Here is a 19,207-nt window from a genome sequence, read left to right on the forward strand (position 1 = left end):
GATATTGGCAGCGCCTGACACCGGTCAGGGCAAGGCCGGCTTGAGCGAATAATGTTCGATGCTGGAACCCCGCGCGACAATGGCCGCACTCTCTGGAATTTCCTCCCAAACGCCGACTAGGTCGATCAGCGAGTGCTGAGCACCGCATAGCACGGTCTCAAGCTGAATGGGATTTCCTGTCTAGGCCAGCCGGCGATACATGGGAAACCGTGGCGCATCGAACCGAACCATGCTGGTGACATGGCGACCATCGGATCGGCTGACTACGAGCAGACGCTTGCAGCATACGGCGGTCGATGTGGCGACGATATTGGACCAAGGTTGTATGGCATTGCTTCACGCCGAGGCCTACATTGGTAAGGGATCTTCGGAAAATTACTCAGGTCAACGTGCGCATGGAGACATGGTAATGGCGAAGACACAGGCGAAAAAAGACCCGTCCGGGGAAGACAGGACGCTGTCCTATAAGGAGTATCGAAAGGCGTTGTTCCAGTTGCATGTCGAGCTGGTCAGACTCCAGGAATGGGTGGTTCAAACAGGCAGCAAGATCTGCATTGTTTTCGAAGGACGCGATGGCGCCGGCAAGGGCGGCACCATCAAGGCGATTACCGAGCGTGTGAGTCCGCGCGTATTTCGCGTCGTCGCGCTGCCCGCACCGAGCGAGCGCGAAAAGAGCCAGATGTACGTGCAACGCTACCTGCCGTACTTGCCAGCCGCAGGAGAAGTCGTGATCTTCGACCGCAGCTGGTATAACCGCGCGGGAGTCGAGCGAGTGATGGGTTTCTGCTCCGATGAGGACGTGGAGAATTTCTTCAGGGCCGTGCCGCTTGTCGAGCGGGCGATCGTCGGATCCGGCGTCATCCTGCTCAAATACTGGCTCGAAGTCAGCCCCGAGGAACAGACCCGCCGTCTTGAAGCACGCATCCACGACGGTCGCAAGGTGTGGAAGCTCACGGATATGGACCTGAAATCCTATAGCCGCTGGTATGACTACTCGCGTGCGCGCGACGCAATGTTCGAGGCGTCGGACACCGAGATCGCTCCGTGGTACGTGGCGAATTCGAATGACAAGCGCCGCGCGCGGCTCAACATCATCAGCGATGTGCTCCACAGGATTCCCTACGCGGCGATGCCCCGCAGGAAAGTGACGCTTCCCAGGCGGCAAAAAACGGACGGCTATGAGGAACCGGATTATCCGTTCAAGTACATCGCTGAGCGATTCTGACCTCGGGAGCTCACTGTAGACGAAGGTCATCGTTGCCATGAAACAGGAACAGTCGTCCCGCCGCGGAAAGCGAAATGGACCTCCACTACGGCGGTCGACGGGCAGCGTCCGCCTGCCCTTCCCGGAATGGATTGGCGACTACAGGGCAGCGTGGCTGAGGCCCGACATCATTGCCGGCCTGACACTGGCTGCGGTAGTGATCCCGAAGGCACTGGCGTATGCGACCATTGCCGGCCTTCCGGTTCAGGTCGGGCTATACACCGCCTTCGTTCCCATGTTGATCTACGCTTTGCTGGGCACTTCGCGTGTCCTCAGCGTGAGTACGACGACCACGATCGCAATCCTGGTCGCGGCGGCACTCGGCGGCGTGGCGTCCGCGAATGATCCGGCCAACCTGCTGACGGCTTCGGCGACGCTGACATGCCTCGTAGGGGCGATCCTTATCGTAGCGAGACTTCTGCGGCTGGGCTTCATCGCGAATTTTATTTCCGAACCGGTGCTCATTGGTTTCAAGGCCGGCATCGGAATTGTCATCGTCGTGGACCAGGTGCCGAAGCTACTCGGCATCCATTTTCACAAAGGCGCGCTGTTTCACAACCTGCTCGCCATCGTTCATGAGATCCCGCAAGCGTCCTGGGCAACAGTGGCCGTCGGCGCGGTCATGATCGTTCTGCTGGTCGCCATGGAGCGCTTCCTCCCCCGTGCGCCCGCCCCCCTGGTCGCGGTGGCGGCCGGCATTGCCGCCGTGAAACTGTTCGCCTTGCCGGCGTATGGTGTGGCGACGGTGGGCCACGTCCCGACGGGACTGCCCCCCTTTACGCCGCCGGATCTGCAGATGGTGATGATGCTTTGGCCCCCGGCGCTGGGCATAGCACTAATGAGCTTTACCGAATCCATCGCGGCCGGACGGGCGTTTGCGCAAGGCGGCGAGCCGACTCCACAGCCGAACAGGGAATTGCTGTCGACGGGACTGGCGAACCTCGGCGGCGCTTTCTTCGGCGCCATGGCCGCTGGCGGCGGAACGACGCAGACCGCCGTGAACCGGCTCTCGGGTGGGCGATCCCAACTTTCCGGACTGGTCACCTCGCTAGCCGCGCTCGGCACAATGCTCGTTCTGGCACCGCTCATCGGTTTGATGCCGGAAGCGACACTGGCAGCAGTGGTCATCGTCTATTCGATCGGACTGATCAAGCCGGCAGAATTCCGGGAGATCCTCAAGGTACGTCGCACGGAGTTCATCTGGGCACTGGTCGCGCTGGTCGGCGTGGCCGTGGTCGGCACGCTCGAAGGGATTGTCGTCGCGATCATCGTGTCGCTGGTCGCGCTCGCTCATCAGATGTCGGACCCGCCGGTTTATGTGCTGGGCAGGAAGCCCGGCACGAACGTCTTCCGTCCGCGGTCGACCGACAACCCCGCCGACGAGACCTTCCCCGGCCTACTGATGCTGAGGCCGCAGGGACGCATTTTCTTTGCCAATGCAATGCGCGTCGGAGAGAAGCTGAGACTGCATATTGCCGAGCCCAAACCGAAAGTGGTGTTGCTCGATCTCTCTGCTGTATTCGACTTCGAATACACGGCATTGAAGATGCTGACGGAAGCGGAAAGGAAAATTCGTGAGGAGCAGGGAGTTGTGCTCTGGCTCGTCGGTCTCAATCCCGACGTGCTCGCGATGGTGCGGCGCTGTCCGCTAGGAGAGGCGCTCGGAAACGACAGGATGTTTTTCAATATGGACATGGCGGTTGCCAGATATCAGACCGACCAGGCTCACGATTAACACCACGTATCCAAATCGCGAAAGCGGCACGTTAGATTGACCGCACGTCGCGTGCTTGGCGCGAGGCTTCGCCCTACCCTGGCCTGGCTCATCGTCCCATACGACGGTCGTAGCTGCGCGAGATGCGCTGAAGCAGAGTCGGGTCGCGTGCGTCGCTGGAGTCGAACCGCACCTGTACGCTCCCATCGGCCTGCTGGCGCACGCCGGCCGTCACGATGACGCTGTCGAATTTTCCAACGACAGTGCCGTTCGCCGGATCCTGTGCGGTAATGGCCAGTCCTTCGTCGCGCATGGCGCCTGCCGCGGCGGCAAACGAGCGGTCGTAACTGGCGGGTGTCATCACCACCGTGCCGGCCGGGACCGCGTAGTAAGGGCATGCCGATAGCGCGACGAGCACGCCGCAGGCAGCGGCGAGTAGAAGAACGCGCATCAATGTGGCACCTGCGCCCACCCGGGGCCGGGGTCGAATGACTGCATCGCCGCCGCTTTCTTCGCGCTGTCGGGGCCAAGATCACGCTCGTAGACCTGCCCTTCGTGACTGACCATGAAGCTCTTGATGCCGGTATCCCCGTAGCGAACAGGCCAGGCAATGACGGCGAAGCCGCCAAAGAGCTTGCCGTTTACAACATAGTCGTACGCCCCGCCAGGGGCGTGAGAGCCCTGCGACGTGAGCAGCTTGTAGTGGTAGCCGTAATAGCCTGCCTGCCCGGTGCGCGCGCCCGCCGTCACGAAGGCGGCCCCAAGCGGGCTTGGCTTGTGATCTGGGCCTGTTGGCCAGTACAGGCCGTCCTGCTTGCCAGGCGAGCTCGACAGCTTCTTCGCATAGGCGAGCACGCCACTGCCGTCATGGTCCGTCTCGGCGTATTCGCGCTGCGCATCGTAGACCGCCAGCATTGTCTGGATGACGGCAAGCTCGTTTCGTCCAATGCGGCGCAAGCGCATTTCCTCGACTCCGGCGCGCGTGTCGAAATGCCAGCCTTTGGCCGATTTCACGATGGGGATGGGCAGAGTCCAGCCATCATTGCCCACCATGATATTGGCACGTTCGCTGTCCGTCGCCTTAATCGCATGTGACGTGTCCCAGGCCTTCAGGAAGCGGCTTCGGATCTCGGCGCCGACCGGAGGGATGAGTTCCCGAAAGTCGACGCCCAGCAAAGCCCTTAAACCTGTCTCGTCGTTATTGGCAACAGCATAGCCGAACGCGGTCATCGCCTCTTCCGGCGACTTGAAGTCCGTCTGCGCGTATGCAGCAGGAGGCGCCCCGAAGCAGAGTGCCAGCGCAACCACGACTGAACCGCCGATCGCGGCGAGCCGAGCCGCAGGAAATCGTAGTAGTGACTTCATGCTCGTGCCTCCCTAGCGTCTGCCACGTCCGCCACCACCCGAGCGCATCCCGCCCCCGCCGCCCGATCTGTTGAAGCCCGAAGACTGCGCGCTGGCTTGGCCCCGGTTGAAGTCTCGCTGTGAAGCGCCACCGCCACCCACACCCTGGAAGGCACTGTCGCGCCCGGCTCCGGTACTGGCCCGATCGGACACTGCCGCGCGATTGCCGGCACCTGCCGTATTGGCCCCATCAGCACGATTGCCGACGCCTGCCGTAGCCCCTCCACCACCGCGGTCGCCCACGCCGGCATTGTTCGCGCCGCCTGCGCGATTTGCCGCTCCCGCATTGTTCGCGCCGCCTGCGCGGTTTGCCGCTCCCGCATTGTTCGCGCCGCCCGCGCGGTTTGCCGCTCCCGCATTGTTCGCGCCGCCCGCGCGGTTGCCGGCGCCGGCCCGGTCGCCTGCGTCACCGGTGCGGCCGCGGAAGTCACCGCGCGCGTCGGCGCCGGAAACATTACTGCCGAACTTCTCGCGGGACGCGTTATCACGGTAGGCGACGCCCTGACGATGGCTGGCATCATGCTGCCACTTGCCGCCGCCTTGAACTTTGGTGCGATCAAAGTTGCGATCGATATTGGCGGCCTTGTTGACGTTGATATTGACGTCTCCGCCACCCCAGTTGCAATTGCCGAAGATTGCTCCCGCGGCGGCAAGGCCGACGCCCCAGGCAAATCCGGTGGCGAGTGCGGCGCCGGGATAGTAAGCCGGGGACGGTGGCCAGTAGTACGGAGGATAGGTCGGATAGCTCCATGCGCCGTACACAACGGTCGGGTTGTAGGCCGGCACGTAGATCACCTCCGGGTTCGCCGGTTCGATGCGCACGATGGTCTGCGCGGCTTGCCCACCCGCCGGCGCAGGCTCCGAAATCACCTTCTGTTGCTCATTGGACTTCAGGTTGCCCGATTTCTGAGCGCGCGCGCGCAGTCGCTGTACCGCAGCGAGCACGTCGCTTTCCTGCGCGAGGAAGGCGTCGCCAAGTTTCTGGGTCCAGTCGAGTTTGTCGTTCATCGGCTCGAGTACCTGCGGAAACGCGACCAGCGATTTCACGCTGACATCCCAGGACTGCCCCTCTACCGCCTTCACTGCGGCGTCGCCTTTGATGTTCGGATTGGCCTTGACCCAGCGCACGGCATGCACGATCTCCAGTGGATAGGTGGAGGCCATCAGTACCTGAGACAAGAGAGAGTCCGGATAGAGTGCGATTGGTGCAACCAGCGCCTCGATCTCCTCTGGCTTGAAGGTCGGCTGCTGCGGTTGACTCTGGGCGCTCACCCCGCTCGAACCCATCATCACGACAACGAGGAACCATATCCAGACCGCTTGCGACAGTCTTTCACTCCACCGATTCATGGCTACTCCCTCCAACTCACAACCGCGTGAACATCGGTCGTTTGCATCGCCCATGCCTGGCACGGGGTAGTGTCGTTTTTTGAAGCTGTGGACTTTTCCCCTTCGATGGATGGATGATGGGTCGCTGAGCGGCAACCGAACTGGCCCAGCGACAGCAAGCTAGTGAAACATCGCAGCATGAGTAGTACACCCAAGGTTCATTTTCAATTTGGCCAATTCCGAAGCTCGCCACCGGTTTTATCGCCATCCGACTCTTACTCGTTACGTACGCAACGAGATCATCACGCCCGGATATCAAGCCACATGCTTCAGGGTCTTGCGGTCTCCGCGAGATTCCTGATTGGAGGCCACGGCGCCTCGCACGACCTTGATCCTTGTCTATTGATCCACGCCGCTATGGGCCGCAGTAATGGCTTCGTCGCGGACCTTTGCCGCAGCCGCTTTCTGCTCGTTGTAGACTCTTTTCGCTGCGCCGACTTTCCGGTCATACGCTTTGTTGGCTGCGGCAACCTGCTGATGCATCTTCACGATCTCATCCGTATTGCCGCCTGATGCCGCGTTCGCCGTGGGCCCACTTGCAGTTTGTGCCCAACTCGTCGTCGCAAGCGCGGCGGTGCACAGCAGGAACGTTCAATGATTTTCTTCACGAGAACCTCGAACTGGACGGGTTGTGGGGCGACGGTAGGCCGACCGGCCAAATTCGCTCCGCCAGGTGAAAGCCATGCCTTCGACCGCCAGAACGACGGACGTCAGTCACCTATATGGAAGCGTAATTCCGAACCGCGCGATCTTTTGCCTCGCGGGCCTCTCACATTTCATTATCGGACACGGGATTGTTCGCTGACAATGGGCCTTTGGTCCCATACTGGCTCGACGCAAATGTGCCGGCTCAGATGGCTGCCACAGTCCGCAGCGTTGCGCACAGTCCCAGGAAACAGATCCTACCGGAACGGCTCGTACGGCCTGCCAATCTGCGATTCTGCGTTGCAGCAAGACGTCGCCCTTTCTGCTCGATCTGCTTTTGTGATCGCCTCGTCCCACTCCGGAAATGCTGCCGCTTTTCGATCGAAGGGAGCTGAAATCTTCGGCGAACCGTGCGACCAAAGTCTTATTGTTCGTACTCACCGCATGGTTGATCATTTAGGGAATCTAAATGGATTTAACGACCGTTCGGATGAACGGCATCGCGACCGACTTTTTCATGGTAGCGAGACGCCTGTGTAATTCAGTTCGCAGGCCAGTGTCATTCAAGTGACACCAATCCGGTTAAGTATGGAAATTCCAACTGGCGCGGTCCGGTCTGGATGCCGGTCAATATGCTCATTGTTCGGGCGCTGGTGAATCTGTACAGCTTTTTCGGCGACGAGTTCAAGGTTCAATGTCCCACGGGTACCGGGCCACAGATGACACTGTTCGAGGTAGCCCAGGAGATTGTTCGGCGGCTCACCGGCACGTTCTTGCGAGATGAGAATGGACAAACGCCGGTCTATGGTGGATCGGCCAAATTCCAGCACGATCCGCACTGGCGCGACCTGATCCTTTTCTATGAGTACTTCCACGGTGACAATGGCGCGGGCCTTGGCGCCAGCCACTAGACAGGGTGGACGGGGCTAGTGGCCCCTCTCCTCGATCTGTTCGGGCGCATCGATGCAAAATCTCTGCTTGAAACAGAACGCGTGCAGCTAATGGCAAGAGTCGTCAATGAGCAGGTTGGCGGAGAAGCCGCAAATCAAAGGTATTAGCGGCGGTGTTAAAGCGAAGCTAGATGGCGGCACAAGGTTGAGTAAATGGGACTCTGTCGAGTTGACGGGCGTAGACTACCTGTGCGTCATACGAGTAGTTATCCTTATTAGATAAACCTGACGGAGCCGCTTCCATGGCAAACTCCCCTTTGCTGGTTGGACGTAAAGAGGAATCTAGACCAATTAAATTGTGAAAAAAATATTTATTTTCATGGACTTACATGATTGTTTGGGCTCCCCTCCCCGGACCCCCACCCGGTTTCGGGCACGCTTACCCTCAACCTAAAAGCCCTCGGCTCCCTGCGATCGCCTTCGAAAAGATTAGACATAAATGCACGTAAGCCCTACCTGGACTGTAGTAGCTTTATAGAAATGTCGTGTTTCGACCTCGCTATGCTTGCCGGTTCCTCGTGGGACTACGGAGCCGGCCATGCATCCAGCGACACTGGTGACATTGAACATGCGCGAACTCGACCGACTGAAGGTGATCCAGGCTGTTGTGGACATGGGGTCTGAAATCCGGACGAGCTGCGTGAACATAATCCGTTAAAAGGCTGAAGCACACGATGGGGTGGTATCTGTATCTGCTCGAATGCTCGGATGGCAGTGTCTACACCGGCATCGCAACCGACGTGCAGGCGCGCTTCGACAAACACGTCAGCGGCGCGGGCGCGCGTTATACGCGTTCGCGCAAGCCGGTGCGGATATTGGCCTCGTTCGAACTGGCGGACCGCTCGGTCGCGTCGCGGGCCGAGTATTGGGTCAAGCGCTTGTCGCCGGCCGAAAAGCGGGCGCTGGCCGCGGGGTTGTGCACGCTTGAGTCGGTGCTGCCCTTGCCCGCGCTTGAAGAAGCGGCGGCGCAAGACGAAGCCAGCGCTTCATAGTGCATAGCGCACAGCGATGCGCTCACGTGGCGAACGCCGCCTGCGTGGCTCGATGCTCATCCGCGCCAACTAACCCCTCGCCTCACGCATCCGCTCAGTCAACAGTCGATGCATAAGGGCGATTTCCCCGACAGCATCAGCCTCCAGCGACGACAGCTTGAGAGTCTGCATTGAGTCGAACACGCCGCCGACGATGCTTCCTGCGGCGCGCTCGATACTCCTCGGCCACGTCGCGGCGATGGACGGTTGCAGTATCAGCAGCGTCGCCATGGTTGCCCAGTATCCAAATGGAAGCCCCAGCGCCCGGATCACCAGAAATCCCGCTGTCGTCGTGACGCCCACGCGAGCAGCGTGGCGCAAGCCGACAGACTGACTCGACAGGTTCGCCTTGAGCGTCGACCACGCCTGAATCAGCAGTCTGGCGGCGCCGTCCGACCAGCCCTCGGTCCGCGCATACGCCGGCGCGAAATCGACGAGTTCGAAGTCGGACTTCAGCTGCACGGGCTCCATCAGCGCGGATTCGAGTCGCCGGGCGAGGCGCTGCAATCGCTGTTGCAGATCAGCCAGACGCATCCATTGCCCGTCGTTGGCGGCCAGGCCGATTCTGCGAAGAACGTCTCCCATCCCAGCCAGCAGCCGAGCCGCGCGGCTCAAGCGCCGTACATCGTCCGGGGCCTTTTCACAGGCGCCGGAGACGGCGATCAGATAAGCAAACAGCGATTCACTTTCGGTCAGCAAGGCGAGCAGGTTGTCGTAGGTTTCCCCGCCACCGGTTCTTGATACCGGCACGTTCGCGCCCTGCGCGAGCGCTCCAACGCAGCCCGGGCATCGGCGCGAAATTGCGCGGCATGCGTTGCCCACTCCCCGGGGGCCGCGCGCTGCTCGAGCAGGCGAGCGCTGTCGAATGCGATGTCCGCCAGACGCAGATACACGGCACGCAGCGAGGACCGGCTCGTGCCAAACGGATGAATGCGCCAGACGGTCAGGCTCAGGACGACTGCAAACAGGCATCCCGCCAGGTAGATACCAAGAAACGTCATGCCTTCCCGAAGGTCGTGCATCGGCTGGTCGACCATGACAACGCATGCGGTCGCGGCGAGAATTGTCACCTGCGATGTCGCGGCTCCCCATATCCGGCCAAAGCCGCCGAGCGTCGTGAACGCCAAAATTGCGATTGCCGCAAACACAGTGCCCGCACCGGAGGCGAACGCGGTCACGCCGCCCCACACGGTCGACAGAAGCACAAAGCCCATCATCGAAGCGAATCGGGCCCGGTTGGAGCCGGCCGCGTCGGCGAGACAGGTCCAGAAAGCGCCGATCGCCGCCCATGCGAAGGTCGGATCGTGCAGCACGTTGCCAGCCGCCAGCATGGCCGTGGACGCGCAGGCGGCTCTCAACCCTTCCGATAAATTGGCATCGTTCGTTGAAAATGAAACCATCCACACCGGCCGTTTGCGGTAGATAGCAGTGACGATTGCGTATAGCTCGCTCGACCAGCGTGGCGACGACGGGTTGGACTTGCGATTCAGCATCCGGACGGTGTGCTCCCAAAAACGCGCATTGGCGCTGCATCAGCGCATTCATAGGCCGACGGCAGGAAACCTGCTGCGGGCGTCGAATGATAAGGGTTTACACCTATACATAAAAATGCCTTCGGTTCATCCAGGCAATGCACTTTGTCTATGTGCCGAATTGGGTCAGGCATTCAGGCCAGGCGGGTAGCGGCAGATGCAAGTCGAAAGCTATGGGAGGCCCATGAAAAAACCGCGCGGCCTTTTGCAGGCTCGCGCGGTTTTTTTGCCGACCGGGGTAACGCGGCTTACTTCTTGTAGTTCGCCACGCCTTCGGTGATTTCCTTGTGCGCGGCGTCGATGCCTGCCCAACCCTCGACCTTCACCCACTTACCCTTTTCGAGCGCCTTGTATTGCTCGAAGAAGTGCTTGATCTGGTCTTTCAGGTACGCCGGAACGTCGTCGATCGACTTCAGGTCTGCCGTCATCGGGCAGATCTTGTCGTGCGCAACGGCGATCAGCTTTGCGTCCACACCCGATTCGTCGGTCATTTGCAGCATGCCGAGCGCACGCGCGCGCACCACCGAGCCGGCCAGCAGCGGAAACGGCGTGATCACCAGCACGTCGACCGGGTCGCCGTCGCCCGACAGCGTTTGCGGAATGAAGCCGTAGTTGGCCGGATAGCGCATGCCGGTGCTGATGAAACGGTCGACGACGAGCAGGCCCAAATCCTTGTCGGCTTCGTACTTCACCGGATCGCTCTGCGCCGGGATTTCGATGATGACGTTGAAATCTTGCGGAAGGTCTTTGCCTGCGGGGACGTGATTGAAGCTCATGAGCGCTCTCTGATCAGGATGGAATTCGGAACACGGCGTGCGGCGCGTGCGTTCGACATAGGTGAAACCTGCCGAACAAGGCGCAGCACCCGGACAGTGCGGAAGACGCCATTATAGCCAATCGGCCGATGGCACCCCGCGCCGGATCGGCGCGATAATCGCTGGGCGGGTCTCGATTGTGCCTCTCGTTTGTGAACATCAGGTATCTGAACCTCGGATGCGTGACACCTCAAGGAGCATGCATGGAAGAAGCCAAACACTTCATCGGCGGCGAATGGATCGCCGCGTCGGGCGGCGAGACGATTGCCGTGCTCGATCCCTCGGACGGCCAGCCGTTCACCCAGCTTGCGCGCGGCACCGCAGCGGATATCGACGCCGCCGTTAGCGCCGCCCGCCGCGCGTTTGAAGGCGCGTGGGGCCAGGCCAGCGCCGCCGAACGCGGCCGCGTGCTGTACCGGCTGTCGATGCTGGTCGCCGCCCACCAGGAAGAACTGGCACAGCTCGAAGCCCGCGACACCGGCAAGCCGCTCAAACAGGCGCGCGCCGATTCGGCCGCCCTCGCCCGCTACTTCGAGTTCTACGCGGGCGCCGCGGACAAGCTGCACGGTGAAACGCTGCCCTATCAAGCCGGCTACACGGTGCTGACGATCCGCGAGCCGCACGGCGTGACCGGCCATATCGTGCCGTGGAATTACCCGATGCAGATTGTCGGCCGTAGCGTCGGCGCGGCGCTCGCCACCGGCAACGCGTGCGTCGTGAAACCGGCCGAGGACGCCTGCCTGTCGGTATTGCGCGTCGCCGGGCTGGCTGCCGAGGCGGGTTTGCCGCCGGGCGCGCTGAATATCGTCACGGGCTACGGCCACGAAGCGGGCGCGGCGCTCGCGCGCCACCCCGGCATCGATCACATCTCCTTCACGGGTTCGCCGGAAACCGGCAAGCTCGTCACGCAAATGGCCGCCGAAAATCACGTCCCGGTCACGCTGGAGCTGGGCGGCAAGTCGCCGCAAATCGTTTTCGCCGATGCGGATCTCGACGCGGCGCTCCCCGTGCTGGTGTCGGCGATCGTGCAAAACGCCGGGCAAACCTGCTCGGCGGGCAGCCGCGTGCTGATCGACCGGGCAATCTACGAACCGTTGCTCGACCGGCTGAGCGGCGCCTTCCACGCGTTGCGGGTCGGGCCGTCGCACGCCGATCTCGACTGCGGGCCGCTGATCAACGCGAAACAGCAGCAGCGCGTGTGGGACTTCCTCTCCGACGCGCAGCACGACGGCATCCCTATGGCGGCGCACGGCGAAGTGATCCCGGAAGCGCCGGAAAGCGGCTTCTATCAGGCGCCCACGCTGTTGCGCGACGTACCCGCCAGCCACCGCCTCGCGCGCGACGAAGTGTTCGGCCCAGTGCTCGCCGCCCTGTCCTTCGCCGACGAAGACGAAGCACTCGCGCTCGCCAACGGCACGCAGTACGGACTGGTCGCCGGTATCTGGACGCGTGACGGCGCGCGGCAAATGCGCCTCGCGCGGCGCTTGCGCTCGGGCCAGGTGTTCATCAACAACTACGGCGCGGGCGGCGGCGTCGAATTGCCGTTCGGCGGCGTCAAGCATTCGGGCCACGGCCGCGAAAAGGGTTTCGAAGCGCTGTACGGCTTCACGGTGCTGAAAACCATCGCCATTCGTCACGGTTAGGCACAGTTAGGCACGTTGCGTCACGCATCACCATCCACGACAAACAACGGAGACATCATGCGGTTGACAGATAAAACAGCCATCGTCACGGGTGGCGGCTCGGGTTTCGGCGAAGGTATCGCGAAGACCTACGCGCGCGAAGGCGCGAACGTGGTGGTCAACGATCTGAACGGCGCGGCGGCCGAGCGCGTGGCGAGCGAAATCGCGCTGGCCGGCGGCAAGGCGATCGCGGTGGCGGGCAACGTCGCGCAACGCGAAGACTGGCAGCATCTGCGCGAGGCCGCGCTCGAAGACTTCGGCAGCGTGCAGATCGTCGTCAACAATGCCGGCACCACGCATCGCAACAAGCCGGTGATGGACGTCACCGAAGCCGAGTTCGACCGTGTCTACGCAGTGAACGTCAAAAGCATCTACTGGAGCGTGCAGGAATTCGTGCCGTATTTTCGGCAGCAAGGCGGCGGCACCTTCATCAACATCGCATCGACGGCAGGCGTGCGGCCTCGGCCGGGTCTCGTCTGGTACAACGGCAGCAAGGGCGCGGTGATCATCGCGAGCAAATCGCTGGCCGTCGAACTGGGTCCCGACCGCATTCGGGTGAATTGCGTGAATCCGGTGATGGGCGAGACGGCGCTGCTGTCGGAATTCATGGGTGTCGAAGACACGCCCGAGAATCGCAAGCGCTTCCTGGCCGGCATTCCGCTCGGGCGCTTCTCCACGCCGCAGGACATCGCCAACGCGGCGCTCTATCTGGCCTCGGACGAAGCGGAGTTCATCACGGGCGTATGCCTCGAAGTCGATGGCGGGCGCTGCGTTTAACCGGCACGGCGGCCGCGTATGAGGGCCGCCATGTGCGGCCTGCTTCGAAGTCAGTGTTTTCCCCCGGTATCGAATCACCGTGCAGACAACCCGGCGCGGATAGAATCGATTGACGGCGGTACTTCATTTCCATAAAAAAGAGGAGACAGCATGGCGAGTCCCACCAATCCGCTCCACCACCCCGGCGCGGGTGCGCCGCCTTCCACGTTCGAAGAGGCGACCTACCGCAAGGTCAATTGGCGGCTCGTGCCGCTTCTGATGCTCTGCTATGTGGTCGCGTATCTCGATCGCGTCAACGTCGGCTTCGCGAAGCTGCAAATGAGCACCGATCTGAATCTCAGCGACGCGGTGTACGGCTTCGGCGCAGGGATTTTCTTCCTCGGCTATTTCATCTTCGAGATTCCGAGCAACGTCATCCTGCACAAGGTCGGCGCGCGCGTGTGGATCGCGCGGATCATGGTGTCGTGGGGCGTGATCTCGATGCTCACCATGTTCATCACCACGCCGACCATGTTCTACGTGATGCGCTTTCTGCTCGGTCTGGCTGAAGCGGGTTTCTTCCCCGGCATCATTCTGTATCTCACCTACTGGTATCCGTCGCACCGGCGCGGTCGCATGACCACTTTGTTCATGACGGCGATCGCGCTGTCCGGCGTGATCGGCGGGCCGGTGTCCGGCTACATCCTGAAGAGCTTCAACGGCGTGAACGGCTGGCACGGCTGGCAGTGGCTGTTCCTGCTCGAAGGGATTCCTTCGGTGATCGTCGGCATCATGGTGTTCCTGCTGCTGGACGACCGCATCTCGAAGGCAAAATGGCTCACCGCCGAAGAACAGCAATTGCTCGATCGCCACGTTTCAGCCGAAGAAGCCACCAAGCACGACATGCCGATCCGCCAGGTGCTGACAAGCGCTCGTGTGCTGATGCTGAGCCTCACCTACTTCTCGTTCGTGATGGGCCTCTATGGCGTGAGCTTCTGGCTGCCGACCATCATCAAGGCGACCGGCGTCACCGATGCGTTCATGATCGGCCTGTTGTCCGCGATTCCATTCGCGGCGGCCGTGGTTGCGATGGTGTTCGTATCGCGCAGCGCGGACCGTACACGTGAACGTCGCTGGCATATCGCGTTGCCGGCGTTTGCAGGTGCGATCGGGCTAATCCTGTCGGTCGTGTGGACCCACAACACGGTGCTCGCCATGGCCTCGCTCACACTCGCGACAATGGGCATCATGACCACCCTGCCGCTGTTCTGGAGTCTGCCGACGGCGATCCTCGCCGGCACGGGCGCGGCGGCCGGCATCGCGATGATCAACTCGATCGGCAACCTCGCCGGCTTCCTGAGTCCGTATGCGGTCGGCTGGCTCAAGCAGGTGACCGCCGCGAACGATTCCGGCATGTATATGCTGGCGGCGTTCCTGATCCTCGGCGGTTTGCTGGCGATCAGCGTGCCCGCGAAGCTGGTCAATAAGTAACGCGTTTGATGACGTAGAGCAGGCAGCGCCGTCCAACGTCCTACGTCACGCTACACGCAGCATCGAAAAAGCCCCCGGCATCTACCGACGCCGGGGGCTTTTTCATTTCCGTCCACTTCCGCGCCGTTTCGACCACACGGCGCAGCGAGCGAACCTCAAACGATATTCATCGCCAATGCACTCTCGCGATAATGCTGGCTCGCCTTATCCGCATCGCCGAGCTGCTCGTGCAAACGCGCCAGCGCGCGATGCGAGCGAATCTTCAAGGTCTCGTTGTCGGCCAGTTTCAGCGCGCGCTCGAGGAAAGATTGCGCCTTGCCCCACAACTGCTGATGCAGACACAGGCGGCCCAAAGCGAACAGCAGATCCGCATCTTCCGGACGCTCCTTCTGCCACCCCTCGGCCTTCTGGATCAGCGGCAATGCGTCGCCTGCGGCAGTGTCCGGATAACGGCGCAGCAAACGCGCGTCCCAGTTCTGCGCCAACGCTTCTTCGACGATCTTGCGCGCTTCCTGCGGCCGGTTCAGCGACACCAGCAGTTCCGCGGCCGTATCGGCGAGACGCGGCGAATGACGCTCGGTGGGCGACAGCGAATGCCACAACGCCAGCAACGCATCGGCGTTATGACGCCGGTCGCGCAGCAGGTTTTCCGCCGCGAGCTGGCGCAAACGCACCGCCACCGCCGGGTGGATCGCCTCGCGCTTTTCCAGCGTCTTGACGAGCTTGAGCACTTCGCCCCAGTTCTTCAATTGCTGTTGTGCGCGCAACATGATCTGCTGCGCGTGAATCCGCCGTGCGCCCTGCGACTGCATTTCGGTCAGCGCGGTGAGCGCGCCGTCCGCGTCGCGGCCGTCGGCGCGCATGTCGGCGGTTGCCATCAGGCGCGCGTCCTGCCAGTCGGCTGCGTCGATTTGCGCGAGCCATTCGTCGCGCCGCGCATATTCATGCATGCGGTGCGCCGCGGTGGCCGCGATCAAACCGGCCGCACCCTTGTTGTCGCCATTCGTGAGCGCATCTTTCGCGGCTTTTTCAGCGCGCGAAAAACGGCCGGCGTACAGGTTGCCGATCGCGTCACGCAACGCGGCGTGCGCCTTCGCGACACGCGAGCGCGCACGGTACGCGGTCACGCGCTGCGGCATGCGCCAGATATTGCGCACGATACGCAGCAGCGCATAGAACAGGATGAACAGCACCACCAGCCCGACCACGAACAGATTCAGCGAGATGTCGACGCGATACGGCGGATAGACCAGCAGTACCTGTCCCATGTCGAAGCGCCCGATCACCGCCAGCACCACGGCGATGGCGAACAGCAAGGCGAGCCATAGAAGTCCCCGGATTGCCATGATTAACCTCGGCTCCGGTATTGGTTGACAGCTTGCAGGCTCGTGTTCAGATTCGGCACCTCGACTGCCGCCGAGCCCGCATCCACCTGCTTGACCAGATCGATCACGGTCTGCGTTTTCTTCGACGTGGCGTCGAAGTAGCGCTTGAGCGCGGCGTCCGCCGCGTGCAGGTCGGACTTCAGCGTAGTCTGGTTGCGCGACAACAGCGCAAGCCGCGCCGACAGCAGGCGCATCTTCAGATTCTCGCGCACGAAGTAGCCTTGATCGGGCGTGACGAGCATCGCGTCGGCGTTGTCGATGCGGCGCACTTGCACGAGGCTGGTCAACTGCTGGCCGATGCCGGTCGTGACTTCGCGCCACCACACCTTCCAGCGCGGCTCGCCGGTGGCCGTCGCCACTTTCGCCGTGTCGGCCCACGTCGCGGCTTGCGGCGTTGCATGGGCGATCGGCGCTTCGCCCGAGAGCGGCAAGCTGTCGATCTGGTCGATCGCGTCGTCGAGCTTGATGGCGAGGCCGGTCAGGTCGGTGGACGGCGCCGCCTTCAGCTTGTCGATGTCTTGCGCGATGGCCTTGCGCACGGCCACCACCTGCGCGCTGTCCGACGCGGCGAGGCGCGTGTCCGCGCTTTGCAGCGCGAACAGCGCGAGTTGCGTATTGCCGGTGAGCTGCAACTGCTGGCTCGCAGCCGAGAGCATCTGACCGACTTCGGCGAGCGTCCAGTCGTCGCGATTGCGCGCGAGATCGGCGTATTGCTGCTGCAAGGCCTGCTGCGCGCTTTGCACGTCGGCGAGTTTGCCTTCGAACTGCGCGACCTGCGAATCGGACTGGTGAACCGTGGCCAGCGCCTGCTCGGTCTTGATGCGCAGTTCGTTGGTCTGCGTGTCGTTGGCTTGCTGGCGTTGCGCGAGTTGCTGCCCGGTGCGCTCCACCTTGCGATTGAGCGCATAACCGCCCACGCCCGCCGCACAGGCGATGATCACGACGACAAACCACAGCAGCGGTCCGCTCGCGCTGCGGCGCTTTTTTTGCGCTTCGTAGGGCGTGAAGGGTTGATTCGGCGGCAACGCAGTGGTCGCGGCCGGCTGGGGTGAAGCGTTCGTGGATGCGTTCGTTTCTGTCATGCGTGATTTAGCCGGTGAATGAGCCGGGTTGGTCGGTACCGGTTGAACAACGGTCGGCACGGCGGCAAGCAATGCGCGGGCAATCCGATCATCGCCCGCGCCGGACACCGTAATGCTATCAAAACCCAATGCCCGCGCGGTCTGCGCAATGCGGGGATGCGGCGTGACGAGCGTGGCGTGTTTCAGCCCGGCGATCTCGTCGGCGGTGAGATGGTCTTGCGCGAGTTCGTGCAGATTGCGCACGCCTTCGGAACTGGTAAGGAGCCAGGCATGCGCAACGCCCGCCAAGAGCGCGTGCACGCGCGCCCAGGCGCCGATCGACGGTTCCGGCACGAGGCGGCGATACGCCGCTACTGTTTCGACTTCGGCGCCCGCTTCGCGCAGGCGCTCGGCCAGCCATTCGCGACCGCCGTCGCCGCGCACGATCAGCACGCGTTTGCCTTCGAGCGTTGCCGCGCCGAGCGCGGTGTCGATGGCGGCAAAGAGGCCCTCGGAATCGAAGCGCGCCGTATCGTCGTCGGCCACGGACGGCGGGCTGATGACGTTGTACGCGGGCGCCGCGACGCCGTGGCGCAGCAGCGCCTGCACGCTGCCGGGGCCGACCACGCCGATCGGCAGCGCATGCGGCCAGATCGCATTGCTGTGGGCAAACGCGTGATCGATGGCATTCGGCGACACGAACACCACCAGCGCATAGCGTTCCAGAGACGCCAGCGCCGCCCGCAGCGGCGCGTCGTCCGCGACGGGCGCGATGTCGATCAGCGGAAATTCGAGCGTGGCGATGCCGGCCGCCGCGAGTAATGCATTCAGCTCGCTCGACTGACCGGCCGGTCGCGTGATCACGACCGTGAACGCCGCCTTGCCGGCGGAGGAAGATGCGTCGCCTCGGATATCGGCCGCCATCACTCGCCGGTCACCGCGCTGTCCCCCGAACCTGTCGCGGGGCCGCTGGCCGTGCTGAGCGCGCGGACGATCTCCAGCGCGCCTTGCTGTTCGAGCGCGCTCGCCACTTCCTGGCCGAGCGCGACAGCACGCTCGGCGCTTGGCGCGGGCGCCGACGCCTGCGCGCTCAACACGCGCTGGCCATCCGGCGTCGCGACGATGCCCCGCAGATGCAGCGCGCCGTCATGCCAGCTTGCATAGGCCGCGAGCGGCACCTCGCAACTGCCGCCGAGCGCGCGCGACACCATCCGCTCCGCTTCGACGGCTGCGGCCGTGGGTTCGTGATGCAGCGGCGCGAGCCATGCCGCGAGGTCGGCGCGATCGGCGCGAATCTCGATGCCGAGCGCGCCCTGACCGGCCGCCGGCAAGCTGTCTTGCGGATCGAGCAGCGCGCGGATGCGCCCGGCAAGACCCAGACGCTTCAGACCGGCAGCCGCCAGGATGATCGCCGCGTAGTCGCCGCGGTCGAGTTTCGACAGACGGGTGTCCAGATTGCCGCGCAACGGCCGCACCATGAGGTGCGGATAACGCGTGCGCAGCATCGCTTCGCGGCGCAGGCTGGAGGTGCCGACCACGGCGCCGGCCGGCAACGCGGCAAGCGAATCGTACTCATTGGACACCAGCGCATCGCGCGGATCTTCGCGCTCCATGATGGTGGACAGCGCGAAACCGGCGGGCAGTTCCATCGGCACATCTTTGAGCGAATGCACGGCCAGATCGGCGCGGCCGTCGGCCAGTGCGCTCTCCAGTTCCTTGACGAAGAGGCCCTTACCACCGACCTTCGACAAAGTGCGATCGAGAATTTGATCGCCGCGTGTCGTCATCCCGAGGATTTTTACGTCACAAGACGGATATAATTTGTGCAGCGCACATTGCACATGCTCCGCCTGCCACATGGCCAGGCGGCTTTCTCGCGACGCAATCACAAGCGTGTGGGGTGGCGCAGATAACGTCTCGGTATTCATTAGCTTGCTGATCGAATGACGGGATGTAATAACAATCAATGTTAGCACGCGCCCCTATATCTTCAGGCACGCCGGAGCGCCGTGCTAGCGCGGTATCGATGGAGGAGACGGGCTTCGCGCGGCGCGCACCTGCCACATTCTTCGCCGGTTCACGCACGGT

14 protein-coding genes and 2 pseudogenes are annotated in these 19,207 nt (G+C 62.6%); 7 read left to right on the forward strand and 9 right to left on the reverse strand.

Features of this window, described 5'->3' with window-relative positions; genetic code table 11:
* The first annotated feature begins 409 nt into the window (after positions 1-409).
* Together ppk2 and SB772_RS17890 are read left to right on the forward strand one after the other, a co-directional pair.
* Positions 410-1,225, forward strand: a complete 816-nt coding sequence (ppk2, locus tag SB772_RS17885) for a polyphosphate kinase 2 (RefSeq protein ID WP_410834593.1) — start codon at positions 410-412, stop codon at positions 1,223-1,225.
* Between the two features lie 37 nt (positions 1,226-1,262).
* Positions 1,263-2,999 carry a SulP family inorganic anion transporter gene (locus SB772_RS17890; protein WP_410834551.1) on the forward strand — a complete coding sequence of 579 codons (1,737 nt, stop codon included), beginning with the start codon at positions 1,263-1,265 and terminating at the stop codon, positions 2,997-2,999.
* An 88-nt stretch (positions 3,000-3,087) separates the two neighbouring features.
* On the opposite strand, the gene SB772_RS17895 is transcribed toward SB772_RS17890, so the two are convergent.
* From SB772_RS17895 to SB772_RS17910, 4 genes are all read right to left on the reverse strand, one after another.
* Positions 3,088-3,429 carry a hypothetical protein gene (locus tag SB772_RS17895; RefSeq protein WP_410834552.1) on the reverse strand — a complete coding sequence of 114 codons (342 nt, stop codon included), beginning with the start codon at positions 3,427-3,429 and terminating at the stop codon, positions 3,088-3,090.
* Positions 3,429-4,343, reverse strand: coding sequence for a DUF2950 domain-containing protein (locus SB772_RS17900; RefSeq protein ID WP_410834553.1), 915 nt, complete (start codon positions 4,341-4,343; stop codon positions 3,429-3,431). Before SB772_RS17900 ends, SB772_RS17895 begins: the two co-directional genes overlap by 1 nt.
* A gap of 12 nt (positions 4,344-4,355) precedes the next feature.
* Positions 4,356-5,732 carry a DUF3300 domain-containing protein gene (locus SB772_RS17905; protein WP_410834554.1) on the reverse strand — a complete coding sequence of 459 codons (1,377 nt, stop codon included), beginning with the start codon at positions 5,730-5,732 and terminating at the stop codon, positions 4,356-4,358.
* Between the two features lie 378 nt (positions 5,733-6,110).
* Entirely contained in the window at positions 6,111-6,260 is a 150-nt protein-coding gene (locus SB772_RS17910) for a hypothetical protein (RefSeq protein WP_410834555.1), read from the reverse strand.
* Positions 6,261-7,006: 746 nt separating this feature from the next.
* Here SB772_RS17910 and SB772_RS17915 point away from each other — a divergent pair.
* Together SB772_RS17915 and SB772_RS17920 are read left to right on the forward strand one after the other, a co-directional pair.
* Positions 7,007-7,474: pseudogene (locus SB772_RS17915) on the forward strand (glucosidase); the annotation flags it as partial.
* Positions 7,475-8,040: 566 nt separating this feature from the next.
* The gene (locus SB772_RS17920; protein WP_410834556.1) at positions 8,041-8,358 is read left to right on the forward strand and encodes a GIY-YIG nuclease family protein; all 318 of its coding nucleotides are present in this window, start codon (positions 8,041-8,043) and stop codon (positions 8,356-8,358) included.
* A gap of 180 nt (positions 8,359-8,538) precedes the next feature.
* Here the strand turns inward: SB772_RS17920 and SB772_RS17925 are convergent.
* Both SB772_RS17925 and ppa read right to left on the reverse strand, forming a co-directional pair.
* Positions 8,539-9,890 (reverse strand): annotated as a pseudogene (locus SB772_RS17925) (FUSC family protein); the annotation flags it as partial.
* 287 nt (positions 9,891-10,177) lie between these two features.
* Positions 10,178-10,705, reverse strand: coding sequence for an inorganic diphosphatase (gene ppa / locus SB772_RS17930; protein WP_410834557.1), 528 nt, complete (start codon positions 10,703-10,705; stop codon positions 10,178-10,180).
* A gap of 242 nt (positions 10,706-10,947) precedes the next feature.
* Between ppa and SB772_RS17935 the strand changes: the two genes are divergently transcribed.
* From SB772_RS17935 to SB772_RS17945, 3 genes are all read left to right on the forward strand, one after another.
* The gene (locus SB772_RS17935) at positions 10,948-12,387 is read left to right on the forward strand and encodes an aldehyde dehydrogenase family protein (RefSeq protein ID WP_410834558.1); all 1,440 of its coding nucleotides are present in this window, start codon (positions 10,948-10,950) and stop codon (positions 12,385-12,387) included.
* A gap of 57 nt (positions 12,388-12,444) precedes the next feature.
* Positions 12,445-13,203, forward strand: coding sequence for an SDR family oxidoreductase (locus tag SB772_RS17940; protein WP_410834559.1), 759 nt, complete (start codon positions 12,445-12,447; stop codon positions 13,201-13,203).
* Positions 13,204-13,353: 150 nt separating this feature from the next.
* The gene (locus SB772_RS17945) at positions 13,354-14,673 is read left to right on the forward strand and encodes an MFS transporter (RefSeq protein WP_410834560.1); all 1,320 of its coding nucleotides are present in this window, start codon (positions 13,354-13,356) and stop codon (positions 14,671-14,673) included.
* Positions 14,674-14,828: 155 nt separating this feature from the next.
* Here the strand turns inward: SB772_RS17945 and SB772_RS17950 are convergent, their stop codons facing one another.
* From SB772_RS17950 to hemC, 3 genes are read right to left on the reverse strand one after another with little or no spacing between them, the layout of a single operon-like run.
* Complete coding sequence (locus SB772_RS17950) at positions 14,829-16,019, reverse strand: heme biosynthesis protein HemY (RefSeq protein WP_410834561.1); 1,191 nt, start codon at positions 16,017-16,019, stop codon at positions 14,829-14,831.
* 2 nt (positions 16,020-16,021) lie between these two features.
* On the reverse strand, positions 16,022-18,043 hold the full coding sequence (gene hemDX / locus SB772_RS17955) for a fused uroporphyrinogen-III synthase HemD/membrane protein HemX (protein ID WP_410834562.1): 2,022 nt from the start codon (positions 18,041-18,043) through the stop codon (positions 16,022-16,024).
* Entirely contained in the window at positions 18,043-19,047 is a 1,005-nt protein-coding gene (gene hemC, locus SB772_RS17960; RefSeq protein WP_410834563.1) for a hydroxymethylbilane synthase, read from the reverse strand. The genes hemDX and hemC overlap by 1 nt, the downstream gene beginning before the upstream one ends.
* Positions 19,048-19,207: the final 160 nt, after the last annotated feature.

The organism is Paraburkholderia sp. SIMBA_030 (assembly GCF_046535245.1).
Taxonomy (GTDB): Bacteria; Pseudomonadota; Gammaproteobacteria; order Burkholderiales; family Burkholderiaceae; genus Paraburkholderia.